The sequence below is a fragment of the Rhizobium sp. G21 genome (genome assembly GCF_014158035.1).
In the GTDB taxonomy this organism is placed as follows: domain Bacteria; phylum Pseudomonadota; class Alphaproteobacteria; order Rhizobiales; family Rhizobiaceae; genus Rhizobium_E.
On sequence record NZ_JACFXW010000001.1, the window covers coordinates 4,130,999 to 4,156,843 of the forward strand.

Consider the following 25,845-nt stretch of genomic DNA (forward strand, 5'->3'; position numbering starts at 1 on the left):
AAATATTCCCTTATGGGTTGTATTGGCGTGTCGTTCTGTTTAGGCTCACGCCATGCGCGGCGATGCGGATGAGTGGTGGGCCTATGCGAAAGAGGAGAAGGATACGGCCACTGTCTTGATGGCGGCCGAGCGGTGGCGCGCCTGCTATCACCATGCAGGTCAAAGCCTCGAATTCGCTCTCAAAGCGCTCTATCTCCGCCGCAACTCTCTGGCTCTGATGCCGGAACAGGCGCGCGGCGCGAAATGGCATCAGCTTGAAGTGATCGCCGAACATGCTAAACTTGAGGTCGAAATCGGTGGACTGAAGACGGACAGAATACGTTACGCGAACTGGCTGACTGCGCGCGACTGGAACAGCAATGCGAGATTTCCTGGCGTCAAAACCAGCAAAGCCGAGGCGCTCGACCTGATGTCGGCGGCCTTCAACCCGAGCAAAGGCATATTTCCATGGCTCGAAAAGATCTATCTCCGCAACTGATCGCCGACGGTCGAGCAACGCTCGAGGGGCTGGAAGAGATGCGCCTGGGCGTGCAGTCGGCCATGTGGGCCTATGATGAGGCGCTCGAAGCTTGGAAGCTTTGTCTGGTCTCAAGCCTAGTCGACAGCGCCGGACGACGAAAAGCCTATCAATTGCTGATCAGGGCGTTCGAACTGGGGGCGTTTCCGCTTTCGATGGAAGACGTTTATCTTAGGAGCGTGGACGGTGCGGTGTCGGCGGATGTCGGGTCGGCTTCCAAACCTCCTGTAATATACCGCGCATCGAGCGCTGCTCCGTCCGAGACTGAGGCGCGCGCTCTTCAGCGCGCCTTCGAACAGACCCTGACGGGTATGGAGAGGCGATCGGTTCCGGCGGAATGAATTGCTGCAGTCGCCAGCTGATGGGCTAGGGATATATTCTTATGTGCTCTTATATGTCTGATTTAATTTGAAAAATCGCATTCGTAACTCTATTTCGAAGTGGCGGAGGAGTGAATGAGAAAATCGGATTTTGAAAGTTTGTCAGACGTTAAACTTGAGGATGCTCGTATCCTGTACGAAAGCGAGAGTTACTCGAACGCTTTTTATCTCGCGGGCTACTCTGTGGAATTTGCGCTCAAGGCGTGCATCGCGTTGCAGTTTAGCCGGCACGATATTCCGGACAAAAGATTTGTATTAGCGACTTATACCCACGATCTTCGCGAACTGATAAAGCAAGCCGGACTGAGCCTAGAACTTCGAAATTTTCAAAATAGGAACGCAACAGCTGCCGCTAATTGGGCAATCGTTACTGAATGGGACGAGCAATCTCGGTACCAGACCAAAACCAAAGGTGAAGCTCAGTATCTGATTTCGGCAATTGTTGATCCAAATGATGGAGTGCTGCCATGGATCAAAACCTTTTGGTAAAGAGCGGACAGTCTCTCGTGCGCCGTCTGGATGAAACTTCCGCGTCGCCGCGTTTTGCGATGTGGGTAAAATTTTCAGATGGAAACAGTTGGCGGCTCTGGATGGTCCCAGGACATGACATGAAAGACAAACGGGAGTTCTACAGGGTGGTCTCCAGCACTATAAACTCCTACCAGGACGAAATGCCTGGGATTGATGTCGGGAGTGTTGAATTTGTTTCTGCCGATAAGCCGCTTGTTAAAGATATGGCAAAATTTATTCATGCGCCTGGCATAATAAACGCCAATCTAAGCGGGAACACGGTAAATGGCATATATGTTCCCGAAGGCGTCCTGCTTCGCTCCAATCTCTAGCCACCTCAATAATGCGGCGGCGTGATCACCCACACGGCCTTGACCGGCTCGGTTCCGGAATTGGCGCAGCGATGCGTCTCGGTGCTGTCGAAGGCGAAGCTGTCGCCGGCTTTGAGTTGGAAGAAGCGGTCGCCGACCCAGAGGTCGAGCACGCCGGAGATCACCACCCCGGCTTCGGCGCCGTTGTGGCTGTAGTCGCCGCTGTCGGCGCCGGGTTCGATGGTGGAATAGAGGAGCTCGAGCGGGCCGCCGAGATTGGGGGAGAGCAGTTCTTCCTGGATGCCGAGGCCGGTGAAGGTGAGACGGCGGCGGTTCTCCGCGCGGACGACGATGTCACGCTCCTCGGCCGGCGCATCATCGGCGGGCTGGAAGAACCAGTTCATGTGCACATCTAGCGCATCGCAGATCTTGCGCAGCACTCCGATCGGCAATTGCGACTGGTTGCGCTCGATCTGGCTGAGATAGCCGACCGAAATCCCCGCCGCATCGGCGATCTGCTGCAGCGTCTTGCCGCGCATCTTGCGCAATTCGCGGATCTGGCCGCCGATCACGCTTTCGTCGATCCCGGCGCCGCCGGCGGGTTGAAGCGCGTTTTCCTGGGAGAGCAGCGGACGTGGGGGCATGGAACCTCTTTCGATGCCGCCAACCTAATCCTCATGAAAATTTCATGCAAGATTTTCATGCTTGCATTCTGAAGAATTCGCGCTAGCTTTCTGTTCACATGAAAAATTGAATGTTAAATTTCACGGGACTTGGTCTCGGACCTGGGGGAGCGGATCATGTCGGAACTGCCAGCGACAGCGCGTGTGGTCATTATCGGCGGCGGGGCGGTGGGGGCGTCCTGCCTCTATCATCTCGCCAAAGCGGGCTGGACGGATTGCCTGCTGCTCGAAAAGAACGAGCTGACCGCCGGCTCCACTTGGCATGCGGCCGGCAATGTGCCGACCTTCTCCTCGTCCTGGTCGCTGATGAACATGCAGCGCTATTCGGCCGAACTCTACCGCAAGCTCGGCGCCGAGGTCGATTATCCCATGAATTACCATGTCACCGGTTCGGTGCGGCTAGGGCACAGCAAAGAGCGGCTGTTGGAATTCAAGCGCGTGGTCGGTATGGGTCGTTATCAGGGCATGGATCTCGACATTCTTTCGCCGGACGAGATCAAGGCGCGCTATCCCTTCGCCGAGACGCATGAGTTGGAAGGCGCGCTTTACGACCCCTATGATGGCGATATCGATCCGGCGCAGCTGACCCAGGCGCTGGCCAAGGGCGCGCGCGACATGGGCGCGAAAATCATCCGCTTCTGCCCGGTGGAGTCTGCGCGGCGCGAAAGCGGCGAATGGGTGCTGGCGACGGCCAAGGGCGAGGTGCGCTGCGAATACGTCGTCAACGCCGCCGGCTATTACGCCCGCGAAGTGGGCAAACTGTTCGGTCGCGACGTGCCGATGATGGTGATGAGCCATCAGTATATGCTGTTCGACACGATCCCGGAGCTCGAAGCCTGGTCCAAGGAGGTCGGCCACAAGCTGCCGCTGCTGCGCGACGTCGATTCCTCCTATTATCTCCGCCAGGAGAAATACGGCTTCAACCTCGGCCCCTATGAGGGCAATTGCCGGGCGCATTGGGTGACGGATGACGATCCCATGCCCAAGGATTTCTCCTTTCAGCTGTTCCCGGATGATCTCGACCGGCTGGAATGGCATATCAACGACGCGGTCGCGCGCGTGCCAATCCTGGGAACCGCAGGCCTCTCCAAGGTCATCAACGGGCCGATCCCTTACGCGCCGGATGGCAATCCGCTGATCGGGCCGATGCCCGGTGTGCCCAATGCATTCGAGGCCTGCGTCTTCACCTTCGGCATCTGCCAGGCCGGCGGCGCGGGCAAGGTGCTGGCGGAATGGGTGACCCAAGGCGAGACGGAATGGGACATGTGGTCCTGCGACCCCCGGCGCTACACCAGCTATACCGATCCTGCCTATTGCGTCGACAAGGGCATGGAGGTCTATGGCCACGAATACGCTATCCACTTCCCCAAGCATTACTGGCCGGCGGGCCGCGACCGGCGTCAATCCGCCATCCATGACCGGATCGCCGCGCTCGGCGCTGTGTTCAAGCCCTACAATGGCTGGGAGCGGGCGATGTGGTATGCCAAGCCGGGCGACGACACGTCCGAGGAGGCGAGCCAGACCTGGACGCGCAAGGGGCCGTGGAGCCCGCGCATCGAGGAGGAGTGCCTGGCGGTGCGCGATGCGGCCGGCATTCTCGATCTGCCCGGCTTTTCGCGGTACCGGTTGCAGGGGCCGGGGGCGACTGAGTGGCTTGCTGGCCTCACCACCGGCAAGATTCCCAAGCCGGGCCGTATCGGCTTGGCCTATTTCGCCGATGACAAGGGCCGCATCGTCACCGAAATGTCGGTGATGACCATCGCCGAAGACTTCTTCTTCCTGATCACGGCGGCGACGGCGCAGTGGCATGATTGGGAATGGCTTACGAGGCACAAGCCCGAGGATGCCGGTTTCACGCTGACGGATGTTTCCGACCAGTTCTCCTGCCAGATTTTGAGCGGACCGAACTCGCGGGCTATCCTGGCCGAGGTGTCGGACGCCGATCTCACGAAATCCTGGCTCAGCCATCAATCCTGCCAGATCGCGGGGCGCTGGCTTCAGCTGGTGCGCGTCTCCTTTGCGGGCGAACTCGGCTGGGAAATCCACACCAAGATCGAGGACACGGCAGAAGTCTTCGACGCCGTCTGGGCGGCGGGGCAAAAGCATGGGCTGAAGCCCTTCGGCATGGAGGCGCTCGACAGTCTCAGGCTGGAAAAGGGCTACCGCGCCTGGAAGGGCGATCTGTCGACCGATTACACCGTGCTGCAAGGCGGGCTCGAGCGCTTCGTCGATTGGGCCAAGCCCGATTTCAAGGGCAAAGCGGCGCTCGCGCGCGAGAAGCAGCAGGGGGTGACCAAGCGCTTCGTGCTCATCACCATCGAGGCCGGCGATTATGACGCGCCCTATATGTCGACGCTCTGGCATGGCGATGAGGTGGTGGGCGAGACGACCTCGGGCAATTGGGGTTACCGCATCGGCAGATCCATCGCCATCGGCATGATCAGGTCCGATCTCGCTATTCCCGGGCAGGAGCTGGACGTCGAAGTGTTCGGCGAGCGCCTGAAGGCAACAGTCCATGGCGACACGCCGCTGTATGATCCCATGAATGAAAGGCTGCGCGCATGAGCCAGCCGGCCAGAATGACCGGCGTGGAACTGCTTGGGCATGGCGGGCCTGACAGACTCCGCTATCGCGATGATATCGCGGTTCCGTCGCCTGGGCCTGGCGAGGTGCTGGTGCAAATCGCGGCCGCAGGCGTCAACAACACCGATATCGCCACACGTCTCGGATGGTATGCTCCGCAGTCGCGCGGCGCGACGGCCGAAGGCGAGACTTTCGAGGATGGCGGCTGGTCGGGCGCGATCTCGTTTCCGCGCATTCAGGGGGCCGAATTCTGTGGCCGGGTCGTTGCCTTGGGCGATGGTGTGATTGGCTGGACCCCCGGCCAGCGCGTCATCTGCCCCACCAACATGCCGGAGCCCCGCGAGGACGCGCCCACCGCCTATCGGGCGCTCGGTTCGGATATCGACGGCGCTTTCGCCGAATATTGTGTCGTTCCGGCGCGCCATCTCCATGATGTTTCGGCATCCCCGCTTTCCGACATTGAAATCGCCGCCATGCCCTGCGCATTCGGGACGGCGGAGAATCTGTTGGCGAGGGCGGGCGTAAGCGAGGGCGACCGGGTTCTCGTGACGGGCGCGTCGGGTGGCGTCGGGCTTGCCGCCGTGCAGCTTGCCAAGGTTCGCGGCGCGCGCGTGACGGGCCAATGCTGCTTGGACAAGGCTGACGCCGTGCAGGCGGCGGGCGCTTGCGACATCATCGACAGAGGCGCGGAGCCGGAGGCGAGGACATTCGACAGGGTTATCGACATTGTCGGTGGGCCGCAATGGCCGGCGCGGATCCGCTCCCTGCGGCCAGGTGGAGACTATGCGGTGGCCGGCGCCATTGCCGGACCCATCGTCGAGGCGGATCTCAGAACCCTCTATCTCAACGACATTACGTTGCATGGCTGCACCTATCAGCCGAGAGATGTGTTTGCGAACCTGGTCGCCATGATCAATTCCGGACGTGTTCGGCCGCTTGTATCAAAGACGTATGCGCTCCGTGACATTGCCGAGGCGCAGGCTGAGTTTCAGACAAAACGCCATTCCGGCAAAATCGTCCTCTTCATGCCAGGGGTAAATCCATGAAAAAGCCCATTCCGTCCAAGGCCCGCGCCGTCATCATCGGCGGCGGCGTCTCTGGCTGCTCGGTCGCCTATCATCTCGCCAAGCTCGGCTGGACGGATGTGGTGTTGCTCGAACGCAAGCAGCTCACTTGCGGCACCACCTGGCATGCGGCCGGGCTGATCGGCCAGTTGCGCGCCAGCCAGAACATGACCCGGCTCGCCAAATATTCCGCCGATCTCTACACCCGTCTTGAAGCCGAAACCGGCATCGGCACGGGCATGAAGCAGAACGGCTCGATGACCGTGGCGCTGACCGAGGCGCGCAAGCAGGAGATTTACCGCCAGGCCTCGCTGGCCCGCGCTTTCAATGTCGATGTGCGCGAGATTTCGCCCAGCGAAGTCAAGGAGATGTATCCGCATCTGAATGTCGCGGATGTGAAGGCCGCGGTGCATCTGCCGCTCGATGGCCAGTGCGATCCCGCCAATATCGCCATGGCGCTCGCCAAGGGAGCGCGGCAGAATGGCGCGCAGGTAATCGAGGGCGTCATCGTCACCGGCGTCACCACCAAAAACGGCCGCGTGACCGGCGTCACCTGCGAGCAGGACGGCGAGGTCTATACGATCGAGACCGAGAATGTCGTCAACGCCGCAGGCATGTGGGGCCGCGATTTCGCCCGTAAATCCGGCGTCACCGTGCCGCTGCATGCCTGCGAGCATTTCTACATCGTCACCGAGCCGATCGCCGGCCTCAAGCAATTGCCGGTGTTGCGCGTGCCGGACGAATGCACCTATTACAAGGAAGACGCCGGCAAGATGCTGGTGGGCGCCTTCGAGCTCAAGGCCAAGCCCTGGCCGCCGAAGGGCGAGGCGATCAGCGCCGACTTCTGCTTCGACCAGTTGCCGGAGGATTTCGATCATTTCCAGCCGATCCTGGAAATGGCGGTGAACCGCATGCCGATGCTGGAGACGGCGGGCATTCACACCTTCTTCAATGGCCCGGAAAGCTTTACCCCTGATGACCGCTATTATCTCGGCGAAGCGCCGGAACTGAAGGGCTATTGGGTCGCGGCGGGTTATAATTCCATCGGCATCGTCTCCTCCGGCGGCGCCGGCATGGCGCTGGCGCAGTGGATGAACGATGGCGAGCCGCCCTTCGATCTCTGGGAGGTGGATATCCGCCGCGCCCAACCCTTCCAGCGCAACCGCGCTTACCTCCGCGAACGCGTGTCGGAAACGCTCGGCCTGCTCTATGCCGATCACTATCCCTATCGCCAGATGGACACGGCCCGCGGCGTGCGCCGCTCGCCGCTGCATGAACATCTGAAGGCGCGGGGCGCGGTGTTCGGCGAGGTCGCCGGCAATGAGCGGGCCAACTGGTTCGCCGAACCGGGCGAGGCACGGGAATATCGCTATAGTTGGGGCCGGCAGAACTGGTTCGACAATCAGCGCCGCGAACATCTCGCCGTCCGCAACGGCGTCGGACTGTTCGACATGTCGAGCTTCGGCAAGATCCGCGTCGAGGGCCGCGACTCGATGGCCTTCCTCAACCGCCTCTGCGCCAACCAGATCGATGTGCCCACCGGCCGCATCGTCTACACCCAGATGCTGAACGCGCGGGGGGCATCGAGAGCGATCTCACCGTCACGCGTCTCTCGGAAACCGCCTTCCTGCTTGTCGTGCCGGGCGCGACGCTGCAGCGCGATCTCGCCTGGCTGCGCAAGCATCTCCGCGACGAGTTCGTCGTCATCACCGATGTCACGGCGGGCGAGGCGGTGCTCTGCGTCATGGGCCCGAAATCGCGCGATCTGCTCTCCGCCGTCAGCCCCGACGATTTCTCCAACGCCGCCCATCCGTTCGGCACGGCGCGCGAGATCGAGATCGGCATGGGGCTCGCCCGCGCCCACCGCGTCACCTATGTCGGCGAACTCGGCTGGGAGCTTTATGTCTCCTCAGATCAGGCCGCGCATGTGTTCGAGACGATCGAGGCCGCGGGCGCCGCGCACGGCCTCAAACTCTGCGGCATCCATACGCTGGATTCCTGCCGCATCGAAAAAGCCTATCGCCATTTCGGCCATGACATCACCGATGAGGACCATGTGCTGGAAGCCGGCCTCGGCTTTGCAGTGAAGACGACCAAAGCCGATTTCATCGGCCGCGACGCGGTGCTGGCCAAGCAGGACAAGGGTCTGTCCCGCCGCCTCGTGCAATTCCTGCTCGAAGACCCCGAGCCGCTGCTGTTCCACAACGAAGCGCTGGTCCGCGACGGAGAAATCGTCTCCACCATCACATCAGGCAATTACGGCCACCACCTCGGCGGCGCCGTGGGGCTGGGCTATGTGCCGTGTGAAGGCGAGAGCGAGGCGGAGGTGCTGGCGTCGAAGTATGAGGTGGAGATTGCAGGCGTCAGGGTGAAGGCGAAGGCGTCGCTTGTGGCGATGTATGATGCGCGGGCGGAGCGGGTGAGGGACGTTTCAAATCGACGATAGTGCCTAATCTGCCGATGTGCGCCCATCCGTGCACTTACATAAGAAGGCAACCACGAAGGTATGGAGGCGTTAGTGAAATCTGTCGCATTTTTTAATAACAAGGGCGGCGTTGGGAAAACCACACTCTTATGTAATGTCGCTGCATATATTTCATTGCATCACGGAAAAAAGGTTTGCGTTGTGGACTCCGATCCTCAATGCAACGCCACTCAATATTTCTTTGAGGATGATGATTTATTAAATCTTTATTCACATTCAGATATATTTACAGTTTATAAGATGCTTGAACCTCTTTCCCTTGGGGAGGGGTATAATGATAATGTTGTTGTCAAGTTTGCGGAAAGATTTGGTGTGGATGTTATTCTTGGTGATCCAAGATTGGCGCTAACCGAAGATTTGCTTGCAAACGACTGGAGCAGTGCTCGTGCCGGAGAAATACGTGGTATTCGAACCAGTTTAGCATTTTCTGAGTTGTTAAAGCAGCTTTCGGATTACGACTATGTTCTTTTTGATGTAAGCCCATCCTTGGGTGCTATCAACAGATCAATAATGCTGAGCGCTGATTTTTTCATTAGTCCAGTTTCTCTGGATATATTTTCATTGAAGGCCTTCGAAAACATAGCTGCATGGATTGATGGATGGTGGAAGGATTGGGAGAATGGTCTTACTACCACCAGACGCCCGGATCTGATCCCAAAGTTATCGTATTCTCGACCGGAGTTCATAGGCTATGTGACGCAAAGCTATCTTGCCAAAAGGGATAGAGAAGGTCAGCGTAGGGCTGTTCAAGCTTACGAAAACATACGTCAAAAGATTGATCAAGTCATAATCGATAACGGGTTAGCTGAGCATTTATACAATCGTCCATTTGAGATTGGAACGGTACCAAATCTGTTTAGCCTTGTGCCGATGTCCCAATCCAGTCATTCTCCTATTTTTGAACTTACGGCGGGTGATGGGGTTGTAGGAGCTCATTTCGCTAAAGTAAAAGAAGCTAAATACATATTTTCTGTTGTAGCTCAGGAATTTTTGGAGCGAACTCAGTGAGTATCGACTGGTCTGAAGTGGTGCCCGACCTCGCTCGGCGGCGGGTGATTTTGGTGATCGGGAGTGGAATTTCACGCCACTCTCAAAATGAAAATGGGTTGCGTCCTCCAACATGGAGAGATTTTTTAAACCAGGCCGTCATTGATTGTCCTGAAAAAGGAGATCTAGACTCTATTAAGCAAGCAATTGCTCAATATGACTATCTTCATGCGTGTGAGTGGTTGAAAAAGCGCTTCGACTCCCGTTGGACAAAATACCTTCGGGACACCTTTTCAAATCCTGGTTTTCCTGCTGCAGAGATACACCAGCAAATCCTTAATCTTGATTGCCGAATAGTATTCACTCTGAATTTCGATGATATCTATGAACGTCACGCTGACAGCGTCCATATGGGGTCATTTATTGTTAAAAATTATTATGAAGAAGATGTTGAGGAGGTTTTGCGCGGAGCAGGGCGTTATATCGTCAAGGTCCATGGAAATCTTAAATCCACAAAAAATCTTATTTTCACTCAAAAAGATTATAGTGAAGCCAGAATAAAAAATTCGTCTTTTTATCAGATGTTTGACGCTGCGTTGATGACGCATACCTTTTTGTTTTTGGGTTGTGGAATGTCTGATCCAGACGTAAATCTTCTTTTGGAAAATCAGAATTTTAGATATCAGGAGCAGGGTCCTCATTTCTTTGTGACTTCTCACGGCATTGGTGCCGATCGAAAGCTGTCTCTAAGAGAAAACCGGAATCTAAAAGTTCTTGAATATGATCCCTTTGATGAAATCCATAGTGGGCTTGTCGCGGAACTAAAAGCTCTGAATGCTTTTGTGGAAACGGAGAAATTTGATCTGACGAAGTCATTAAATTGGTGAATACAATTTATAATTGATGTTCTTCACTGCCGTCAGTTCAATAATACTCTTGTACTTCCGCACCAGCCCCTGCTGCTCGCGCATCATCCGGTCGATGAAGTCGTTATACTCGTCGAGATCCCGCACCGCGAGCTGCAGCACATAGTCCATGTCGCCGGCAGCATGCCAGCAGGCCTGCACCTGCGGCGCCTTGGCGGCCCAGGTCTGGAAGGCGTCGAGCGTGTGGCGGTGTTCCTTCAGGATGTCGAGCTCCACCAGCACGGTCATGCTGCGGCCCCGCGCCTTCGGATTGACGCGCGCCGCACTCTCTTCGATCGCGCCGTCCTGTTTCAGTCCGGCGGTGCGGCCCCTAGCGGCGGGGGCGCGAGTCTGCATTTGGCAAAGACTTGCGACGACAGGAGAGCACTCAAGAAAATTGATTTGACCTGATAACATTCAAGCATAACTTTGATGGATATTCTGGATCCTGCTTAGAATTTAAGACGATGTTGGAGGATGACATGACGTCCATATTTGTGAATAGCGAATTCGATATGACGGATTTTAGTCCGCGTTATCTCATCGATACTAGCGTAAATCCCGTTTATGGCTGGGAATTGTCCTCGCGTGATGTCGATGAGGTGGTGTTTTTTCACGGAACTGGCCACTACTATGTCGTTTTGCAGGGGACTTTCGCTTTCGAGGATGGCGACGACGGAGCCGTATCGCTTGAATCGACGGTTACGAGTTTTCAGTTTTTCTACAAGGGCTATGGGCAGACCATCGTCAATGCTGTGATTTCCGACATAAATATAAGTTGGAAAGATCTCATGCAAACAACCACGTCCCTACTCAGCAATGTGAGGCCGGTGACTTTCAAAGGCTCACCGGAAGCGGATGTCGGACACGGCTCACAGCGTTCGGATATGTTTTATATGGATGGCGGTCCCGATCAGGTGTTGGCTCGTAGTGGTGCGGACTACCTTGCGGGCGGCGCAGGAAATGACATTCTCAAGGGCGGCGCCGGGCAGGATTATCTTCTGGGCGGAAGCGGACGTGACACGCTCTATGGAGGGGCGGACAGCGATACTTTTGCTTTTGTCGGCAAATCGGGACGAGATGTGATTTGCGATTTTGAAAAATACGAGTCTGTGTGGATTGAAAGTAATGTTGTTGAAGCCCATCACAATCTCGGCAAACGATATTTTTATCAGTCCGGCGATGATGTAGTTATTGAAATACCGGGAGAAATCAATATTTTGATTGAAGATACTTTGAAGCATCAGGTGCGAGTTAGTATGATGTGATTTTATCTATAACTTCGTGGTTGATGATCGTCGCATTCACTTCACTACCTTCAACGCAATCAAACTCTTATACTTTCGCACCAACCCCTGCTGCTCGCGCATCATCCGGTCGATGAAGTCATTGTACTCGTCGAGATCCCGCAACGCGAGCTGCAGCACATAGTCCATGTCGCCGGTGACATACCAGCAGGCCTGCACTTCCGGCGCCTTGACGGCCCAGGTCTGGAAGGCGTCGAGCGTGTGGCGGTGTTCGTTCTGGATGTCGAGCTCCACCAGCACGGTCAGGCCGCGGCCCACCGCCTTGGGGTCGACGACGCGGCGATCTTCTGGATCACGCCTGTCTGCTTGAGTCTCGCGATGCGGCGCTCGACGGCGGAGGGGGAGAGGCCGACGTGGTCGGCGATGCGTTTGGCGGGCTGGTCGGCATTGTCCTGAAGCAGCTCAAGAATGGTCCGGTCGATCTCATCCACGGCGGAAAACTCCTGTTGAACGCGGAATTTCGGCGTCGATGTCCGAAACGGCGCGGTCATTCCGCGCGGGTCTTTTCTATCCTGTCTGCATGACAAAGCCGAGAGAACTTTCCGCAGACCGCATCGCCGAGGCCATGGGCCGCATCGATCCCGTCTTTCTTCAATCGCCTATTCTCACGTCGGAGGCGCTGGGGTTCCAACTCATCGCCAAGGACGAGACCGACAATCCGATCCGCAGCTTCAAGGGCCGCGGCACGGGCTATTTCCTGGCCGCGCATCCCGGCGCTGCGCCGCTGGTCACGGCTTCGGCCGGCAATTTCGGTCAGGGGCTCGCCTATAATGCAGCGCGTTCTGGCCGGGCGCTGACGGTGTTTGCCAGTGTCAACGCCAATCCCCTGAAGATCGAGGCCATGCGTCGCTTCGGCGCCGAGGTCCGACTCGAAGGCGAGGATTTCGACGCCGCCAAACAGGCGGGCCGCGCTTTCGCCCACGCTTCGGGCCATCTCTTCGTCGAGGACGGCGCCTCCGCCGAGATCGCCGAGGGCGCCGGCACGATCGCGCTGGAACTCATGGAGGCCGCAGGGCGCCTCGACCGGGTCTATCTGCCGCTCGGAAACGGCGCGCTCGCCGCCGGCATGGGCGCGTGGATCAAGGCGCGGTCGCCCGAGACGCGGGTGATCGCGGTCGCCGCCAAAGGCGCGCCCTGCATGGCGCTCTCGCATCAGGCCGGCCATCCCGTCTCGACGCGCTCGGCCAACACCATCGCCGACGGCATCGCCGTGCGCGAACCGGTGCCTGAGGCGGTCGAATGGCTGAAGGAGACGATCGACGCGGTCGTGCTGGTCGACGACGACGACGACATCCTCGCCGCCATGCGCTTCGCCCGGGATGAATGGACCCGCATCATCGAACCCGCCGGCGCGGCGGGTCTGGCGGGGGTGCTGAGGGACAAAACGTCGCTTGAGGGGCTGAGGGTGGCGACGCCGCTGTGCGGGGAAATGTCACGGCGGCGCAGGCGCGGGAGTGGTTTTGAGGGGAGGTCGTATGGTGTTCTGCGGTTTGGCGTGAATGGTCTGCCCGGCCCCTCATCCGGCTGCCGCTGCGTTCTCCCCGTATGACGGGGAGAAGGGCGATGTGGCAATGTCCGCGCTCCATCTTCCTTCTCCCCGCATGCGCGGGGAGAAGGTCCCGGCAGGGGGATGAGGGGCGGGGCGCGGCCTCGCTAAATTCGCCTCGACCTGAAAAGAACCGGTTTCCGGACCCTTAACGCCCGTCGTCGTCGCCGTCGTCATCCTCCGCATCGTCGTCCCGGTGATTGTGGTGGCTGTGGCGGGCGCCGGCGACCTGGTCGATGTCGCGGGCCGCGTCTTCGGCGCGCTTGCGCACGCCGTCGCGGGCGCGGGCCAGCGCCCGGGCCTCATCATCCGTCATGCCTTCGCCGCGCAGCGCCTCGGCCAGCTCGGCGTTGGACAGGCCGGGCTCGCGGCCGATGGTGAGAATCTGGCGGGGAACCGGCAGCTCCACGCCTTCCTCCTTGAAGCGTTCGAGAAGTTCTATGCGGATGGCGTTGCGCACGCCCATGCCGGTGAAGAGATCGGCGAGATAGAAACGCAGTTCGAAATCGAGGCCGGCATCGCCATAGCGGACGAATTCCACATGCGGTTCGGGCATGGTCAGCACCAGCGGCTGGCTGCGGGCGACCTCCAGCAGGATATCCATCACCTTGCGTGGATCCGAACCATAGGCGACGGTCACCGGGATTTCCGAGCGCGCCAGCTTGTTGCGCAGCGTCCAGTTGCCAACGGCGGCGTTGATGAGCTGGGAGTTCGGCACGATGACCGACTGGTTGCGAAACGTCTCGATCTCGGTGGCGCGCACCGAAATGCGGCGCACGAAGCCTTCGACGGTGCCGTTGACGATCCAGTCGCCGACCCGGAACGGCCGTTCGGCGAGCAGGATCAGGCCGGAGACGAAATTCTGCACGATGGTCTGCAGGCCGAAGCCGATGCCGAGGGACAGCGCCGAGGCGATCAGCGCGAGGCTCGAGAGATCGATGCCGGCGGCCGATATGCCGATGACGGCGGCGATCACCACGCCGGCGTAACCAAGCGCGGTGTTGACCGAGTTGCGCGCCCCGACATCGATCTGCGAGCGCGCCAGCACATTGCCGTCCAGCCAGCGCTGGAACCATCGGGCCCCGAACAGGCCGGCGAAGAACACCAGCACGCCGGCGAAGATGCCGAGCAAGGATATGCTGATATTGCCGATATGGATTTCGGTGAACAGTTCCACGAACATGCCGAGGATGTCGGCGGCGCGGAAGCCCCATTGCGACAGGATCAGGGGCACGCCGACCAGCACCACCAGCCCATAGCCGACGAGCCCGACCACCAGGCCGACCTGGTCGATGCGGATCTCGTCGAGATTGTGCCTCCGGGCGATGGCCGCGCCCATATTGGTCTGGGCGAAGGCGCCGCTTTCGGAAATGGCGTGGGCGGCGGAGAAGCCGATATACATCGTCACCATGATGGTGGAGGTGACGATCACCTGGCTGGAGACGAATTGCGCCAGGCCGATATAGCCCGACAGCGCCGTGACGATGAGGCCGACGCCGGTGGCCAAAAGCAGGATCCGGACATAGATCGGCCAAGCCCGGCTCGGCCTACCGTCTTCCAGCGGCAGGCGCGGCTTGATGAAGGAGGCGACGATCAGCGTGCCGCCGATCAGCAGCGCCGAGGCGATGCCCTTGACGATGCTGAGCGACACCGGCGCGCCGAACTGGGTGAAGGTCTGGGTCAGCACCGACGACAGCGCATTGATGACGGCGAGCATCATGCCGATGGTCACCAGCCAGCGTGCGCCGCGATCGGTCAGGTCCACCAGCCGCCATTGCGGCTTAAGCGGCGAGAAGATCGCCCGGGAGAGACGCCAGATGAAATAGACGCCGACGATGGCCCAGAGAGACGAGGCGAAGATGGCGTAGAGATCCTCGCGCAGGACCTTGAGATTGTAGAGAATGACCAGGCAGGTCAGCACGAAGGCGGCGGTGGCCGCCGCCGGAACGATCAGCGACAGGAAGCCCGCCGACACCCGACGGAAATAGGGCGGATCGAGGACGTCGGGATCGCGATGAGCCAGCGGCGCGAGCTTGCGCTTCAGTGGCAACATGAAGAGAATCGCGGCGAGCAGAGCGCCGAAAATTGCGCCGAGGAAGCCGCCGCGCTTGAAATTCCACATGAATTCCAGCGAGTTGGTGGTCGCGGACAACACTTGCCCCGACAGCGTCGTCGCTGCCGCCGAGGCTTCCGAGAGCAGGTCGCTGGAGATCGGCAGCCGCCGGAACAGGGTGTCGGTGAACAGCGTGCGGCGGCGCTCGGTGATATCGGCGCTGACGCGGGCGACCTCGGTCTTCAGCGCATCGACATCCGACAGCAGCGAACTCATCGAGGCCTTTTCGTCCTGCAGGCGCTTGCGATCGTCGGTGACGGCCTTGTCCTCTGCCTTGCCGTCCGTCGGCGCAGGTCCGAGTTCTTCCAGCCGCTTGGTCACCACCTCGTAGCGCGCTTCGAGATCGGCGGTGGAGCCGGCGATGTCCTCGGCCAGCACATCGGCTTCGAGCTTCAGCAGCGACAGCGCGGAATCGTCGTCGCTGGATCGCGTGGCCTTGCCGCGCAAGGCCTCCAAGTCGCCGGCGGCCTTGTTGACGCTCGCCTGCACCTCGTCGCGCAGCGTGTCCACCGCGGTCTTCACCACCGTGCGCTGGGTCGAGGGCGCGTCCGCCGGGGCTGGCTCGTCGCAGCCGGCTGCGGCGCGGTTTGCGCAAGCGCCGCGCCGCCATATGCGGCCGTCAGCGCAGCGGCGAGGAACAGGGACAGGGACAGAAAGGGCAATCTTTTCATGGCGGTCTCGTCGCGTGGTTCCGGAATCGCGCTGATCACGCGCATGGTGTCCTTTTCCTTAACGGAAAAGGCGGATGCGGCAAGCGGCGGATCAGTTTCGGCGCATGATCCAGAGAAAAGCCAGCCCGCCCACGAGCCCGGTGACCACGCCGATCGGCATGTCTTCCGGCGCCATGATGGTGCGGGCGGCGAGATCGGCCCAGATCAGCGCGACTCCGCCGCTAAAGGCCGAAAGCGGCAAAACGCGGGCATTGTCGGACCCGGCGAGCGCGCGGACGAAATGCGGGGCCATCAGGCCGACAAAGCCGATCGCGCCTGAGAAGGCCACCATCACGCCGGTGAGCAGCGCCGAAACCACGAACAGCGCGATGCGGAAAGGCTGTACCGACACGCCCAGCGTCGCCGCCGTCTCGTCGCCCATGGCGATGGCGTTGAGCGCCCGGGCATTGGGCTGCAGGAAGGCGAGAGCGACGGCGAGGGTGACGGCGGGATAGAGAAGATGCGGCCATTCGGCGAGGCCTAGGCCGCCGAGCATCCAGAAGGTCACCGATTGCGCCGCGCGGGGATCACCGAGGAAAACCAGCAGGTTGGCGAGCGCGGTAAAGACGAAGGAGACGGCGACGCCAGCGAGAACCAGCCTGTCCGCGCCATTGGCGTGGCCGACGCGCGCGGCGATCGGAACGGTGATCATGGCCACGAGCGCCCCGGCGAAGGCGAAGACCGGCACGGTCAGCGCTCCCAGCACCATGCCGACATGGATCAACGCGATCACCGCGCCGACCGCCGCGCCCGAGGAGACGCCGAGCAGATGCGGATCGGCGAGCGGATTGCGGGTCAGCGGCTGCAGCACCGCGCCGGTCAGACCGAGCCCCGCGCCGACCAGCCCGCCGAGAATGACGCGCGGCAGCCTGACATCCCAGACGATGCTTTCCCGTCCCGCCGACCAGTCGACCGCAATCATATCGGGCGCAATCTTGTTGGCCACGATCTTCCAGACGGTGAGAGCGGGAATGGAGGCCGCGCCCAGCGACACCGCCATGATCATGGTGAGGCAGAGAAGGCCGATGAGCGCCGCGGTGATCAGGAGGAGGCGGAGAGGGGGCATGGAGAGCGGTTGCTACTTGTTTTTGTTTCAGTTTTGCGTGCAAGATTTGTAGGTAGGCGTTTTGGCGCGCCCGGTTCCTGCGTTTTAGAGATGTCGGGGATCTTGGCCACCCCCTCTGTCCTGCCGGACATCTCCCCATCAAGGGGGAGATTGATGCGCGGTTGGGTCTCGCCCTTTCTTGACGCCAACAATTGCTGCAACGACGCCACCCAATGCGGCGGAAACCGGCGCCCCAGCCGATCTCCCCTTGAGGGGAGATGCCCGGCAGGGCAGATGGGGGCCGGTCCGCAGCGCTAGCGAGTCGTCCAAGTTGCCGCCGCTCAATGCGCGCTGATCACATATTGCGCGGATGAAACGCCTTGGCCAGCCGGGCGATCGCTGCGATGTTGCGCGGACCCGGCGTCGCCTCGACATAGTCCAGCACGACGAAACGATCATTCTTGACCGCGTCGACATTCTTGAAGGCCGGGTTGGTCTTCATGAAGGCGATCTTCTGCTCGGCGGTGACTTCGCCGTAATTGACGATCACCACGACCTCGGGATTGCGCTCGATCACCGGCTCCCAGGAGACTTCGGTCCAGCTTTTTCGACGTCGTCCATGATGTTCTTGCCGCCGGCGGCTTCGATCATGGCGGTGGGGATGCCGTATTCGCCCGAGGTGAAGGGCTTCTCCTCGCCGGAATCGTAGACGAAGACGCGGGTGGGACGATCGATCGGGCCGACGCCCTTGACGATTTCGGCCAACTCCTTGCGATAGCCCGCGACCAGCGCTTCGGCGCGGTCCTCGACGCGGAAGATCTTGCCGATATTGAGGAGGTCTACGAACATGTCGTCCATGGTCGGCTTGGCCTTGTTCATGATGTGAACGCAGCTTTCGGTCAGCTCATAGACCTTGATGCCGAGCGGCTGAAGCGTCTCCGGCGTCACGTCGCCGCCGACCTTCATGCCGTAGTTCCAGCCGGCGAAATAGAAGTCTGCGTCGGCGCCGAGCAGCACTTCCTTGGTCGGATATTTCGGCGACAGTTCAGGCAATTCCTTGACCCCGTCGCGGATTTTCTCGTCCAGCGTCTTCCAGCCGGACACGCCGGTATAGCCGACCATGCGGTCCTGCAGCTTCAGGACCAGCATCATTTCGGTGAGGTTGACGTCGTTGGAGATGGCGCGGCTGGGGGCGGCGTCGAAGGTGACGTCGCGGTTGCAACTCTTCACCGTGACGGGGGCGGCGAAGGCGGCGGTGGCGAAAAGCGAGAAGGTTGCGCCGACGATGAGAGAAAGGGTTTTCACAGGAAAGCTCCGGAATAGGACGAACGGGAAAAGGCGAAGCGCGCGGCGCCCTCGGCGCCGATGCGGAATTTTGCGGCCTCGACGCCGAAAGCGCCGGCGATGGCTGTTTCGGTGAGCACCGTCTCGGGCGGGCCGAAGGCCGTCAGCCGTCCGCCGTTGAGAATGGCGGCGCGCGAGGCGAAGCCGGCGGCGAGATTGATGTCGTGCAGCGTGGCGATGACCGTGACCCCCAAGCCTTCCAGCAGATGCAGGATGTCGAGCTGGTGGCGGATATCGAGATGGTTCGACGGCTCGTCGAGGATCAACAGCCGCGGCTCCTGGGCGAGCGCCCGGGCCACCAGCACACGCTGTTTTTCCCCGCCAGACAGGGTGGAAAACTGCCGCTCGGCGAGGTTTTCGAGGCCGAGATGCTCCAGCGCATGGTGGACCTTGGCGCGGTCTTCCTCCGACCAGCGGCTTAATCCCCGCCGCCAGGGGATGCGGCCCATCATGACGATGTCGCGCACGCTGAAAGGGAAGGCCGCCGGGCTTTCCTGCAGCACCACCGCCACCTTGCGGGCGAAGTTGCGCTGCGGGATCGACCAGATATCCTCGCCGCCGAGCAGCACCGAGCCTTCGCTCGGCCGGGCGCCGCGAAATAGGCAGCGCAAGAGCGTCGTCTTGCCGGCGCCATTGGGGCCGACGATCGCCAGACGTTCACCGGCGGAAATTCGCAGGGAGATGTCGGCGATGAGTTTCGGGCCGCGCGGCGGGGCGAAGCTGACGCCGCGGGCTTCGAGATCCAGACCGTCCACCGCGCAGTTCATGACGCGGCCTCGGGCAGACGCCCGGTTTTGTGGAGAAGGCGGATTGGCGCCGCCATACGCATCAGGTTATGACCGGCGAGACGCCGGCCGCCATTCGATAATCGCATCGGAACACCCCGTCCGTGGTTACTGTCGCTGAATGGCAGGTCTCCTGGCTTGCGGGTCTTCGCCGGTCTGCGCCTTCCCAGCTTTCGCCAGTGGCTCGTTGCAGACAGGCTCGCCGCATACAGTTGCGGGGGCAGCCACGGCTTCGGCCCCTTTGGGGTCGTCCTCACCGTGTTCCCTATTAAGCCGTCGCCCATTTTCGCGGCGACAGCGCCATTCCTCTCTGTCATGCCATCAACTCTCTTATCGCGCAAGCCGGATCGCGACATCCAGCTTCGTCTCTCGTTTTGTAATGGTATAACATTCGTTGACTGTCAATCGTTCACCATGGTTTTCGACGCGGTGTTTACGGGTTGCGGCTAACAATAGGGGAGAAGGAGCCGCGCATGCTGAACTGGAACACGATCGCCGAACATGACGACTACGCCGCCGAGCGCTCGGCGTTGCTGACGTTGCTGGAGGGCGCGACGACCAAGCCGTATGTCGATATCGTCGGCGTGCCGACGATCGGCATCGGCTTCAGCTTGCGCGCCAATCTCGACAAGGTGCTGCTGGCGATGGTCGGGGAGGAACATTACAGCGAGACACTTCTGTCGAAGCTCGACGCCGTGGTGGACAAGACCTATTCTTACGGCTCCAGCGCCACACTGATCTCTGCGCTCGACAAGGTGATGGCGGCGTGGAGCAAGTCGGTCGACAGCGATGTTCCCAAAACATTCGCCTTCGCCAGCAGCGACCAGATCGCCGAAGCGCTCGACCTGATTTCCCCGACCTATGACAGCTATGTCGACAAGTGGTTGTCCGGCATTCCGGACTCCGATGAGCGCATGGCGCTGTTCTCGCTGGCTTACAACAATCCGGGCCTGCTGGGCTCCGGGTTGAAGGCCGCGATCGAGGAGGGGGATCGCGCCGAAGCCTGGTTCCAGATCCGCTATTACTCCAATGGCGGCGCGAGCGCCGGCGAAGGCATCGCCAACCGGCGCTATGTCGAAGCCGATCTCTTCGGGCTCTATGACAAGGACGGCAAGGCGACATTTTCGGAAGCGGTTCAGACGGGCCAGATGCTGGCCGAGTGGCATGAGAAGATCCTGAGCTACGAGGCGGCTTACGATCCGAACGAAGCGGCCTCGGTGAAAGGCGTCGAGACGATCGGCGACATCACCGAAGAACTCGCGCCGGCGATCCGGACGGCGCTCAAGACTTTCGGCCTGTCGGCCAAAACGGAGGTCGAGGAACTGCTCGCCGCCGACAAGGGCATGACGACGGTCTATGGCGACGGAACGAGCGCCGACAGCAGCGCAAACGACGCCGACATGCTGATCGGCCGCGCGGGCGCCGACACGCTCTATGGCGGGACGGGAAACGACATTCTCGTCGGCTGCGCCGGCCGCGATCGTTTGTCTGGAGGAGCGGGAGACGATCTGTTCGTCTTCTCGACCCCAAAGGACAGCACCGCCAAGGCGTCTGATCTCATCGACGACTTCACCAAAGGCGAAGACCAGATTGCGCTGACCAAGGCGCTGGATGGAGACTACGATCTTCTCGCCCGCGGCGTCGGCTTTTCCGGCGAGGGCGCCGAAATCGGCTGGCGTTGGAAGGGCGACGACACGCTGGTGACGGTGGACCGGGATGGTGACGGCGGGGCCGATCTGACCTTTAAGCTGGACGGGAAGATTCGGCTGACCGACGCGGATTTTTTGGTTTGAGCAGCAAAGTGTGGCGACAACCGCTCTTCCCACTTCCGGGCGGATAGTCGACTTTCTTACGCGGCGATGGCTATAAAGTTGATGAAACAAAGAGCCGCCGCCCAGCGGCTACGTCAACGGAGAGCCCATGACCACCGCCCGCGACATCATCCACGCTTTGAAGCTCGAGCCGCATCCGGAAGGCGGCTGGTATGTGCAGACCTTCAAGGATAGCGAGATGCGGGACGGCAGAGCCTGCTCCACCTGCATCTATCACCTGTTGGAAGCAGGGCAGCGCTCGCATTGGCACAAGGTCGATGCGGTGGAGGTCTGGCACTACTATGCCGGCGCGCCGCTGACCTTGCGGCTCTCCAACGACGAAAAGACGATCCGCGCCGCCACGCTCGGCCCCAACGTGCTTGCGGGACAGCATCCTCAAATCGTGGTGCGCAAGGACGAATGGCAGAGCGCCGAGAGCCAGGGCGACTGGACGCTGGTGGGCTGCACCGTCGCGCCCGGCTTCGACTTCGCGGGCTTCACCATGGCCGAGCCGGGCTGGGAGCCCGGCTGATCAGGCGAGATCCGGCTGCGGCGGGCGCGGGATGCGGCTGTCGGGATCGATCCGCGCCGCATCTTCCTTTCCCTTGGCCCCGTCCTCGATCTCACGGTCCGACAACTCGCCGGAAGGCGCGATCGGGATCGCCTTTCCGGTCAATGGATCAATCTGCGGGGCGGCGTCCCGGGGAGATTGGGCGACGGGCTTGGGGTTCATCATAGCAGTCCTTTCTGTCTGATGCAGGCTGTTTTGAACCCAACGGCCCGTCACGCGCCTTGTTCCCCGGTGGATAACCTCGCGTTTGCGCAACTTAACGCCCCCGGCAGTGTTTCGGCTTCGGCCTCCGGCTTTTATGACAGATTTATGACAATCCATGGAAAGTGACATGCTGGGTCTGTTTAGGAAATTGATGCCGCGCGAGGACCGTTTCTTCGATCTGTTCGAGCGCCACTCGAAAGTGGTGATGGCGGCGGCGGAGGAATTGCGGGCGCTGCTGGCCGGCGAGGGCGATCTCGAGGCGCATTGCGACCGTATCGTCGCGCTGGAAAACGAAGCTGACGACATCACCCGCGAGGTGCTGCTGGCGGTGCGCAAGAGTTTCATCACACCCTTCGATCGCGGCGACATCAAGGATCTGATCCAGTCGATGGACGACGCCGTCGACATGATGCAGAAGACGGTGAAGACCATTCGCCTGTTCGAGCAGAAGAGTTTCGAGCCGGGCATGAAGGAAATGGGCGTCACCATCGTCGAGGCGGCCCGCCTCTGCGCGGAGGCCATTCCGCTCTTGGACCGGCTCGGCCCCAACCACACGCGCCTGACAGCGATCGCCGAGGAGGTGATGCGGGTGGAGGGGCGCTCCGACGACCTGCACGACCAGGGACTCAAGGACCTGTTTCGCAAGCATGGCCAGGGCAACGCCATGGCCTATATGATCGGCAGCGAGATCTATAGCGAGCTCGAAAAGGTCGTCGACCGCTTCGAAGACGTCGCCAACGAGATCAGCGGCATCGTGATCGAGAATGTCTGATGGATGCGACGCTCGCTCTGCCGCTTCTGATCGCGCTGGTGGGAATCGCGCTGCTGTTCGATTTCCTCAACGGTCTGCATGACGCGGCCAATTCCATCGCTACCATCGTCTCGACCCGCGTGCTGAAGCCGCAATATGCGGTGCTCTGGGCGGCCTTCTTCAATTTCATCGCCTTCCTGTTCTTCGGCCTGCATGTGGCCGAGACGCTGGGCAAGGGCATCATCGACCCTCGATCGTCTCGCCGCTGGTAATCTTCTCGGCGCTGATGGGCGCGATCATCTGGAATGTGGTGACCTGGGTGTTCGGCATTCCTTCGAGCTCCTCGCATGCGCTGGTCGGCGGTCTCGTCGGCGCCGGGCTCGCCAAGACCGGCGGCGATGCGCTGGTATTGACCGGCCTGTTGAAGACGGTGGGGGCGATCTTCCTGTCGCCGGCGATCGGCTTTTTCCTGGCGCTCATGCTGGTGCTTCTTGTGTCCTGGCTGTTCGTGCGCCAGACGCCATTTGCAGTCGACAAGACCTTCCGCTTCGCGCAATTCGTCTCGGCCTCGCTTTATTCGCTCGGCCATGGCGGCAATGATGCGCAGAAGACCATGGGCATCATCGCCGTGCTGCTCTATTCGCAGGGCTATCTCGGCGGAACCTTCCATGTGCCCTTCTGGGTGGTGATTTCCTGCCAATCGGCCATGGCCTTGGGCACGCTGATGGGCGGCTGGAAGATCGTGCACACGATGGGCTCGAAGATCACCAGGCTCAACCCGATGCAGGGCTTCTGCGCCGAAACCGGCGGCGCGCTGACCCTGTTCGGCGCCACCTGGCTCGGCATTCCCGTGTCCACCACCCACACGATCACCGGCGCGATCGTCGGCGTCGGGGCGGCCCGCCGCGTTTCCGCCGTGCGCTGGGGCCTGGCAGGCAATATCGTCATCGCCTGGATCGTGACGCTGCCGGCGGCGGCGGCGATCTCCGCAGCCTTTTACGTGATCGGCGGATTGTTCGGCTGAGGTTGGCGGGCGGCTCAGGCCGCCCGCGCTTCCAGAAGCGCCATGTCGAGCATGAAGGAGCCGTCGGGCTCGATCTCGAAATAGGCTTTCACATCGGCGCTCGCGCTCTCCTGCACCGCGCGGATCGCTGCGACCAGTTCGGGTGGCGTCGCCATGCGGCCGATCCAGCTCGAAAACTCCATCTGCATGCGCCAGCGTCTGACGCCGGTGACCTCGAAGCCCGCCTGTTCCAGCATCACGGTCCACTCGGCCAGCGAATAATCGCGGACATGCGAGGTGTCGCGGAGCGTCTCGACCACCTGCAAGTGGCTGTCATAGAGCGGATCGGCGGAGGCGACGGCATCGACGAACAGGGCGGCCGCGCCCCTCTTCAGCACGCGGCGAGCCTCGCGCAGACCGGCTTTGGCGTCGCGCCAGTGATGGGCGGTGAAGCGACAGCCGAGCATGTCGAACGTCGCAGTCTCGAAAGGCAGCTTTTCCGCCGGCGCCCGGACGGTGTCGATATTGTTGAGCCCCCGCGCCGCGGCGGTCTCCGACACGGCTTTCAGCATCTCAGTGGAGAGATCGCAGGCGGTGACGGAGCCGGCATGTTCGGCCAGCCGATAGGCGACATGGCCGCCGCCGCAGCCGAGATCGATGGCGCGGGCAGGGCGGATCGCGGCGGCGACCTCAGCGATGTAAGTGAGGTCTGCGCCCTGGGCGTGAACGCTCGAGGCGACATAGGCCTGGGCGCGCGGGCCGAACTGCCCCTCGACATGGGTCTGGTGGCTCTTTTGCATCGATTGTCTCCTGTCTTGACCCGGCGACTATGACAGGCATTTATTCTGTTACAAGATGAGGCTTTATCCTGGTATAAGATCTGCCATGACCAGCGACCACCAACGAAAACTGCTGGGCGATTTCGTCCGCGCCCATCGCGAACGACTGACGCCCGATCCGCCCCTGGGGCGACGGCGCACGCCGGGGCTCAGGCGCGAGGAACTGGCGGCGCGCGCCCAACTCTCCGCCACTTGGGTGACCTGGATCGAGCAGGGGCGCGATGCGCAGGCTTCGCCGCAGGCCTTGGCGCGGCTCGCCGAGGCGCTGCTGCTGACGCGGGCCGAACGCGCCTATCTTTTTGAGCTCGCCGGCCGCCGCGATCCCGATCATGCCCAGGCCGAGCCGAGCGAGCGGGCGCCGGACAGTCTGGCCGCAATGGTCGAGGCGCTGCCGCATCCGGCCTATGGTCTCGACCGGTTCTGGAACGCCATCGCCTGGAACGCCGCCGCCGCCGATCTCTTCTCCGGCTGGCTCGAGGAGGGGCGGGACCATAACCTATTGCGTTACATCTTCCTCGATCCCTCGGCGCGGCGCTTCATTCTCGACTGGCCCGACCGCGCCGCCCGCGCGCTCGCCGAATTCCGCGCCGATTTCGGCGCGAGCTTCAACGACCCGCCGATGCTGGCGCTGGTGCAGCGTCTGGTCGCTGAAAGCGTCGATTTCGCCGCTTTGTGGAAGGCGCAGACGGTGATGGACCGCGAAGGCGGCGACCGGGGATTTCTGCATCCAATGCGCGGATTGCTGCGCTATCGGCAGTTCACGTTTCGGCCGGCGGACAGGCCGGACTGCAAGCTGGTGATGCTGGTGAGGGAATAGTGGGCAGAATGGTTGCGGCCCGGCATCTTCGTCGCAATATGCCGGGATCACATGATGCTGGCGGCTTTGGAAGATGAAAATGCGTGGAATAAAAACAGAAGGTCGAGCTGATTTCGAACTCGTTTTCGGCGAAGGCGTTCATCCATTCTATCTCGGAATGACGGCTGATCAGGTCCTGGAAGCTGCTCTCGACTGGAAGATATGTTCGGCGGAACGCGAAGATTCGTCGCTTAAACTTGTCCTGAGCAAGCAGGGAAAAGTGATTGATGTCAGTCTCTTGAATGCGTTCTATCTTTTTCCGGGTCATGAGCCCCATTTCACCGTTTATCATATCGCGACGGAAGAAGCGGCGTTTGCGGATGGGAAACGGTTCTCGCGGTTCAAGAAAGAGAAAATTCTGGCTCGCTTCACGGGGGCGCATTCGCTTGAGTTGATGGAAACCGTCGATGATGGCGACGAAGCGTTTTGGTGGCAGTACAAGAATTCCGATACGACGCTCCTCTTCAGCGAATTCGGGAGGCCGGTTCTCATGATGGGGCGAATGCCGAGGTTGGGCTTTGACTATGATGTTTAG

General features: G+C 60.8%; 24 protein-coding genes, 4 pseudogenes and 1 riboswitch. Of the genes and pseudogenes, 17 read left to right on the forward strand and 11 right to left on the reverse strand.

Translation table 11 applies throughout. The features are described from left to right. The first annotated feature begins 52 nt into the window (after positions 1 to 52). The 4 genes from H2O14_RS20490 to H2O14_RS20505 all read left to right on the forward strand — a co-directional run bounded on the left by H2O14_RS20490 (position 53) and on the right by H2O14_RS20505 (position 1,739). Positions 53 to 478 carry a HEPN domain-containing protein gene (locus H2O14_RS20490; protein ID WP_182829101.1) on the forward strand — a complete coding sequence of 142 codons (426 nt, stop codon included), beginning with the start codon at positions 53 to 55 and terminating at the stop codon, positions 476 to 478. Between the two features lie 38 nt (positions 479 to 516). Beyond that, positions 517 to 858 carry a hypothetical protein gene (locus H2O14_RS20495; protein ID WP_210275483.1) on the forward strand — a complete coding sequence of 114 codons (342 nt, stop codon included), beginning with the start codon at positions 517 to 519 and terminating at the stop codon, positions 856 to 858. Between the two features lie 114 nt (positions 859 to 972). Beyond that, positions 973 to 1,386 carry a HEPN domain-containing protein gene (locus H2O14_RS20500; RefSeq protein WP_182829103.1) on the forward strand — a complete coding sequence of 138 codons (414 nt, stop codon included), beginning with the start codon at positions 973 to 975 and terminating at the stop codon, positions 1,384 to 1,386. Continuing rightward, complete coding sequence (locus tag H2O14_RS20505; protein WP_182829104.1) at positions 1,365 to 1,739, forward strand: hypothetical protein; 375 nt, start codon at positions 1,365 to 1,367, stop codon at positions 1,737 to 1,739. Before H2O14_RS20500 ends, H2O14_RS20505 begins: the two co-directional genes overlap by 22 nt. A 5-nt stretch (positions 1,740 to 1,744) precedes the next feature. Here H2O14_RS20505 and H2O14_RS20510 read toward each other — a convergent pair whose 3' ends face one another. Further along, entirely contained in the window at positions 1,745 to 2,362 is a 618-nt protein-coding gene (locus H2O14_RS20510) for a helix-turn-helix domain-containing protein (RefSeq protein WP_182829105.1), read from the reverse strand. 156 nt (positions 2,363 to 2,518) lie between these two features. Between H2O14_RS20510 and H2O14_RS20515 the strand changes: the two genes are divergently transcribed. The 5 genes and pseudogenes from H2O14_RS20515 to H2O14_RS27835 all read left to right on the forward strand — a co-directional run bounded on the left by H2O14_RS20515 (position 2,519) and on the right by H2O14_RS27835 (position 10,407). Continuing rightward, a complete protein-coding gene (locus H2O14_RS20515; RefSeq protein ID WP_182829106.1) occupies positions 2,519 to 4,966 on the forward strand; it encodes an FAD-dependent oxidoreductase in 2,448 nt (815 codons plus the stop codon). Further along, positions 4,963 to 6,030, forward strand: coding sequence for an alcohol dehydrogenase family protein (locus H2O14_RS20520; protein WP_182829107.1), 1,068 nt, complete (start codon positions 4,963 to 4,965; stop codon positions 6,028 to 6,030). Before H2O14_RS20515 ends, H2O14_RS20520 begins: the two co-directional genes overlap by 4 nt. Continuing rightward, positions 6,027 to 8,494, forward strand: a pseudogene (locus tag H2O14_RS20525) (FAD-dependent oxidoreductase). The gene H2O14_RS20520 and the pseudogene H2O14_RS20525 overlap by 4 nt, the downstream one beginning before the upstream one ends. A 72-nt stretch (positions 8,495 to 8,566) precedes the next feature. Beyond that, a complete protein-coding gene (locus tag H2O14_RS20530) occupies positions 8,567 to 9,541 on the forward strand; it encodes a ParA family protein (protein ID WP_182829108.1) in 975 nt (324 codons plus the stop codon). Further along, positions 9,538 to 10,407: an SIR2 family protein gene (locus tag H2O14_RS27835; protein ID WP_182829109.1), complete on the forward strand. Its 870-nt coding sequence runs from the start codon at positions 9,538 to 9,540 to the stop codon at positions 10,405 to 10,407. Before H2O14_RS20530 ends, H2O14_RS27835 begins: the two co-directional genes overlap by 4 nt. On the opposite strand, the gene H2O14_RS20540 is transcribed toward H2O14_RS27835, so the two are convergent. Beyond that, positions 10,396 to 10,782 carry an Lrp/AsnC family transcriptional regulator gene (locus tag H2O14_RS20540; RefSeq protein WP_182829110.1) on the reverse strand — a complete coding sequence of 129 codons (387 nt, stop codon included), beginning with the start codon at positions 10,780 to 10,782 and terminating at the stop codon, positions 10,396 to 10,398. The two genes, H2O14_RS27835 and H2O14_RS20540, sit on opposite strands and share 12 nt — an antisense overlap. A gap of 125 nt (positions 10,783 to 10,907) precedes the next feature. On the opposite strand from H2O14_RS20540, the gene H2O14_RS27840 reads away from it, so the two are divergent. Further along, complete coding sequence (locus H2O14_RS27840; RefSeq protein ID WP_246697471.1) at positions 10,908 to 11,693, forward strand: calcium-binding protein; 786 nt, start codon at positions 10,908 to 10,910, stop codon at positions 11,691 to 11,693. A 36-nt stretch (positions 11,694 to 11,729) separates the two neighbouring features. On the opposite strand, the gene H2O14_RS27845 is transcribed toward H2O14_RS27840, so the two are convergent. Together H2O14_RS27845 and H2O14_RS27850 are read right to left on the reverse strand one after the other, a co-directional pair. Next, positions 11,730 to 11,990: an Lrp/AsnC ligand binding domain-containing protein gene (locus H2O14_RS27845; RefSeq protein ID WP_312858638.1), complete on the reverse strand. Its 261-nt coding sequence runs from the start codon at positions 11,988 to 11,990 to the stop codon at positions 11,730 to 11,732. Then, on the reverse strand, positions 11,975 to 12,163 hold the full coding sequence (locus H2O14_RS27850) for an Lrp/AsnC family transcriptional regulator (protein ID WP_312858639.1): 189 nt from the start codon (positions 12,161 to 12,163) through the stop codon (positions 11,975 to 11,977). Before H2O14_RS27850 ends, H2O14_RS27845 begins: the two co-directional genes overlap by 16 nt. A gap of 89 nt (positions 12,164 to 12,252) precedes the next feature. Between H2O14_RS27850 and H2O14_RS20555 the strand changes: the two are divergent. Beyond that, positions 12,253 to 13,196, forward strand: a pseudogene (locus H2O14_RS20555) (threonine/serine dehydratase). 230 nt (positions 13,197 to 13,426) lie between these two features. Here H2O14_RS20555 and H2O14_RS29000 read toward each other — a convergent pair. The 5 genes and pseudogenes from H2O14_RS29000 to H2O14_RS20580 all read right to left on the reverse strand — a co-directional run bounded on the left by H2O14_RS29000 (position 13,427) and on the right by H2O14_RS20580 (position 19,257). Continuing rightward, entirely contained in the window at positions 13,427 to 15,913 is a 2,487-nt protein-coding gene (locus H2O14_RS29000) for a mechanosensitive ion channel family protein (protein ID WP_182829111.1), read from the reverse strand. Beyond that, entirely contained in the window at positions 15,910 to 16,062 is a 153-nt protein-coding gene (locus H2O14_RS20565; protein ID WP_210275484.1) for a hypothetical protein, read from the reverse strand. The genes H2O14_RS29000 and H2O14_RS20565 overlap by 4 nt, the downstream gene beginning before the upstream one ends. Before the next feature lie 91 nt (positions 16,063 to 16,153). Then, entirely contained in the window at positions 16,154 to 17,167 is a 1,014-nt protein-coding gene (locus H2O14_RS20570) for an iron ABC transporter permease (protein WP_182829113.1), read from the reverse strand. A gap of 334 nt (positions 17,168 to 17,501) precedes the next feature. Further along, positions 17,502 to 18,433 (reverse strand): annotated as a pseudogene (locus H2O14_RS20575) (ABC transporter substrate-binding protein). Between the two features lie 14 nt (positions 18,434 to 18,447). Next, positions 18,448 to 19,257, reverse strand: coding sequence for an ABC transporter ATP-binding protein (locus H2O14_RS20580; protein ID WP_182829114.1), 810 nt, complete (start codon positions 19,255 to 19,257; stop codon positions 18,448 to 18,450). 123 nt (positions 19,258 to 19,380) lie between these two features. Beyond that, a riboswitch (cobalamin riboswitch) is annotated at positions 19,381 to 19,595 on the reverse strand. Between the two features lie 153 nt (positions 19,596 to 19,748). Between H2O14_RS20580 and H2O14_RS28550 the strand changes: the two genes are divergently transcribed. Beyond that, entirely contained in the window at positions 19,749 to 21,068 is a 1,320-nt protein-coding gene (locus H2O14_RS28550) for a M10 family metallopeptidase C-terminal domain-containing protein (protein ID WP_182829115.1), read from the forward strand. A 127-nt stretch (positions 21,069 to 21,195) separates the two neighbouring features. Beyond that, on the forward strand, positions 21,196 to 21,618 hold the full coding sequence (locus H2O14_RS20590) for a cupin domain-containing protein (protein ID WP_182829116.1): 423 nt from the start codon (positions 21,196 to 21,198) through the stop codon (positions 21,616 to 21,618). Here the strand turns inward: H2O14_RS20590 and H2O14_RS20595 are convergent, their stop codons facing one another. Next, positions 21,619 to 21,819 (reverse strand): hypothetical protein, encoded by a 201-nt coding sequence (locus H2O14_RS20595; RefSeq protein ID WP_182829117.1) that lies wholly within the window; start codon positions 21,817 to 21,819, stop codon positions 21,619 to 21,621. Positions 21,820 to 21,988: 169 nt separating this feature from the next. Here H2O14_RS20595 and H2O14_RS20600 point away from each other — a divergent pair, with 169 nt between their 5' ends. Both H2O14_RS20600 and H2O14_RS20605 read left to right on the forward strand, forming a co-directional pair. Further along, on the forward strand, positions 21,989 to 22,633 hold the full coding sequence (locus H2O14_RS20600) for a DUF47 domain-containing protein (protein WP_182829118.1): 645 nt from the start codon (positions 21,989 to 21,991) through the stop codon (positions 22,631 to 22,633). Beyond that, a pseudogene (locus H2O14_RS20605) lies at positions 22,633 to 23,636 on the forward strand (inorganic phosphate transporter). The gene H2O14_RS20600 and the pseudogene H2O14_RS20605 overlap by 1 nt, the downstream one beginning before the upstream one ends. A gap of 14 nt (positions 23,637 to 23,650) precedes the next feature. Here the strand turns inward: H2O14_RS20605 and H2O14_RS20610 are convergent. Continuing rightward, complete coding sequence (locus H2O14_RS20610) at positions 23,651 to 24,415, reverse strand: class I SAM-dependent methyltransferase (protein WP_182829119.1); 765 nt, start codon at positions 24,413 to 24,415, stop codon at positions 23,651 to 23,653. An 85-nt stretch (positions 24,416 to 24,500) separates the two neighbouring features. Between H2O14_RS20610 and H2O14_RS20615 the strand changes: the two genes are divergently transcribed. Together H2O14_RS20615 and H2O14_RS20620 are read left to right on the forward strand one after the other, a co-directional pair. After that, positions 24,501 to 25,271, forward strand: coding sequence for a helix-turn-helix transcriptional regulator (locus H2O14_RS20615; protein WP_182829120.1), 771 nt, complete (start codon positions 24,501 to 24,503; stop codon positions 25,269 to 25,271). A 79-nt stretch (positions 25,272 to 25,350) separates the two neighbouring features. Beyond that, the gene (locus H2O14_RS20620; protein WP_182829121.1) at positions 25,351 to 25,845 is read left to right on the forward strand and encodes a hypothetical protein; all 495 of its coding nucleotides are present in this window, start codon (positions 25,351 to 25,353) and stop codon (positions 25,843 to 25,845) included.

Excerpts from the sequence above, each read along its gene's own strand:
- H2O14_RS20490 (WP_182829101.1), top strand. The coding sequence starts at position 53 with ATGCGCGGCGATGCGGATGAGTGGTGGGCCTATGCGAAAGAGGAGAAG.
- H2O14_RS20495 (WP_210275483.1), top strand. The coding sequence starts at position 517 with ATGCGCCTGGGCGTGCAGTCGGCCATGTGGGCCTATGATGAGGCGCTC.
- H2O14_RS20500 (WP_182829103.1), top strand. The coding sequence starts at position 973 with ATGAGAAAATCGGATTTTGAAAGTTTGTCAGACGTTAAACTTGAGGAT.
- H2O14_RS20505 (WP_182829104.1), top strand. The coding sequence starts at position 1,365 with ATGGATCAAAACCTTTTGGTAAAGAGCGGACAGTCTCTCGTGCGCCGT.
- H2O14_RS20510 (WP_182829105.1), bottom strand. The coding sequence starts at position 2,362 with ATGCCCCCACGTCCGCTGCTCTCCCAGGAAAACGCGCTTCAACCCGCC.
- H2O14_RS20515 (WP_182829106.1), top strand. The coding sequence starts at position 2,519 with ATGTCGGAACTGCCAGCGACAGCGCGTGTGGTCATTATCGGCGGCGGG.
- H2O14_RS20520 (WP_182829107.1), top strand. The coding sequence starts at position 4,963 with ATGAGCCAGCCGGCCAGAATGACCGGCGTGGAACTGCTTGGGCATGGC.
- H2O14_RS20540 (WP_182829110.1), bottom strand. The coding sequence starts at position 10,782 with ATGCAGACTCGCGCCCCCGCCGCTAGGGGCCGCACCGCCGGACTGAAA.
- H2O14_RS27840 (WP_246697471.1), top strand. The coding sequence starts at position 10,908 with ATGACGTCCATATTTGTGAATAGCGAATTCGATATGACGGATTTTAGT.
- H2O14_RS20565 (WP_210275484.1), bottom strand. The coding sequence starts at position 16,062 with ATGAAAAGATTGCCCTTTCTGTCCCTGTCCCTGTTCCTCGCCGCTGCG.
- H2O14_RS20570 (WP_182829113.1), bottom strand. The coding sequence starts at position 17,167 with ATGCCCCCTCTCCGCCTCCTCCTGATCACCGCGGCGCTCATCGGCCTT.
- H2O14_RS20580 (WP_182829114.1), bottom strand. The coding sequence starts at position 19,257 with ATGAACTGCGCGGTGGACGGTCTGGATCTCGAAGCCCGCGGCGTCAGC.
- H2O14_RS28550 (WP_182829115.1), top strand. The coding sequence starts at position 19,749 with ATGCTGAACTGGAACACGATCGCCGAACATGACGACTACGCCGCCGAG.
- H2O14_RS20590 (WP_182829116.1), top strand. The coding sequence starts at position 21,196 with ATGACCACCGCCCGCGACATCATCCACGCTTTGAAGCTCGAGCCGCAT.
- H2O14_RS20595 (WP_182829117.1), bottom strand. The coding sequence starts at position 21,819 with ATGAACCCCAAGCCCGTCGCCCAATCTCCCCGGGACGCCGCCCCGCAG.
- H2O14_RS20600 (WP_182829118.1), top strand. The coding sequence starts at position 21,989 with ATGCTGGGTCTGTTTAGGAAATTGATGCCGCGCGAGGACCGTTTCTTC.
- H2O14_RS20610 (WP_182829119.1), bottom strand. The coding sequence starts at position 24,415 with ATGCAAAAGAGCCACCAGACCCATGTCGAGGGGCAGTTCGGCCCGCGC.
- H2O14_RS20615 (WP_182829120.1), top strand. The coding sequence starts at position 24,501 with ATGACCAGCGACCACCAACGAAAACTGCTGGGCGATTTCGTCCGCGCC.
- H2O14_RS20620 (WP_182829121.1), top strand. The coding sequence starts at position 25,351 with ATGCGTGGAATAAAAACAGAAGGTCGAGCTGATTTCGAACTCGTTTTC.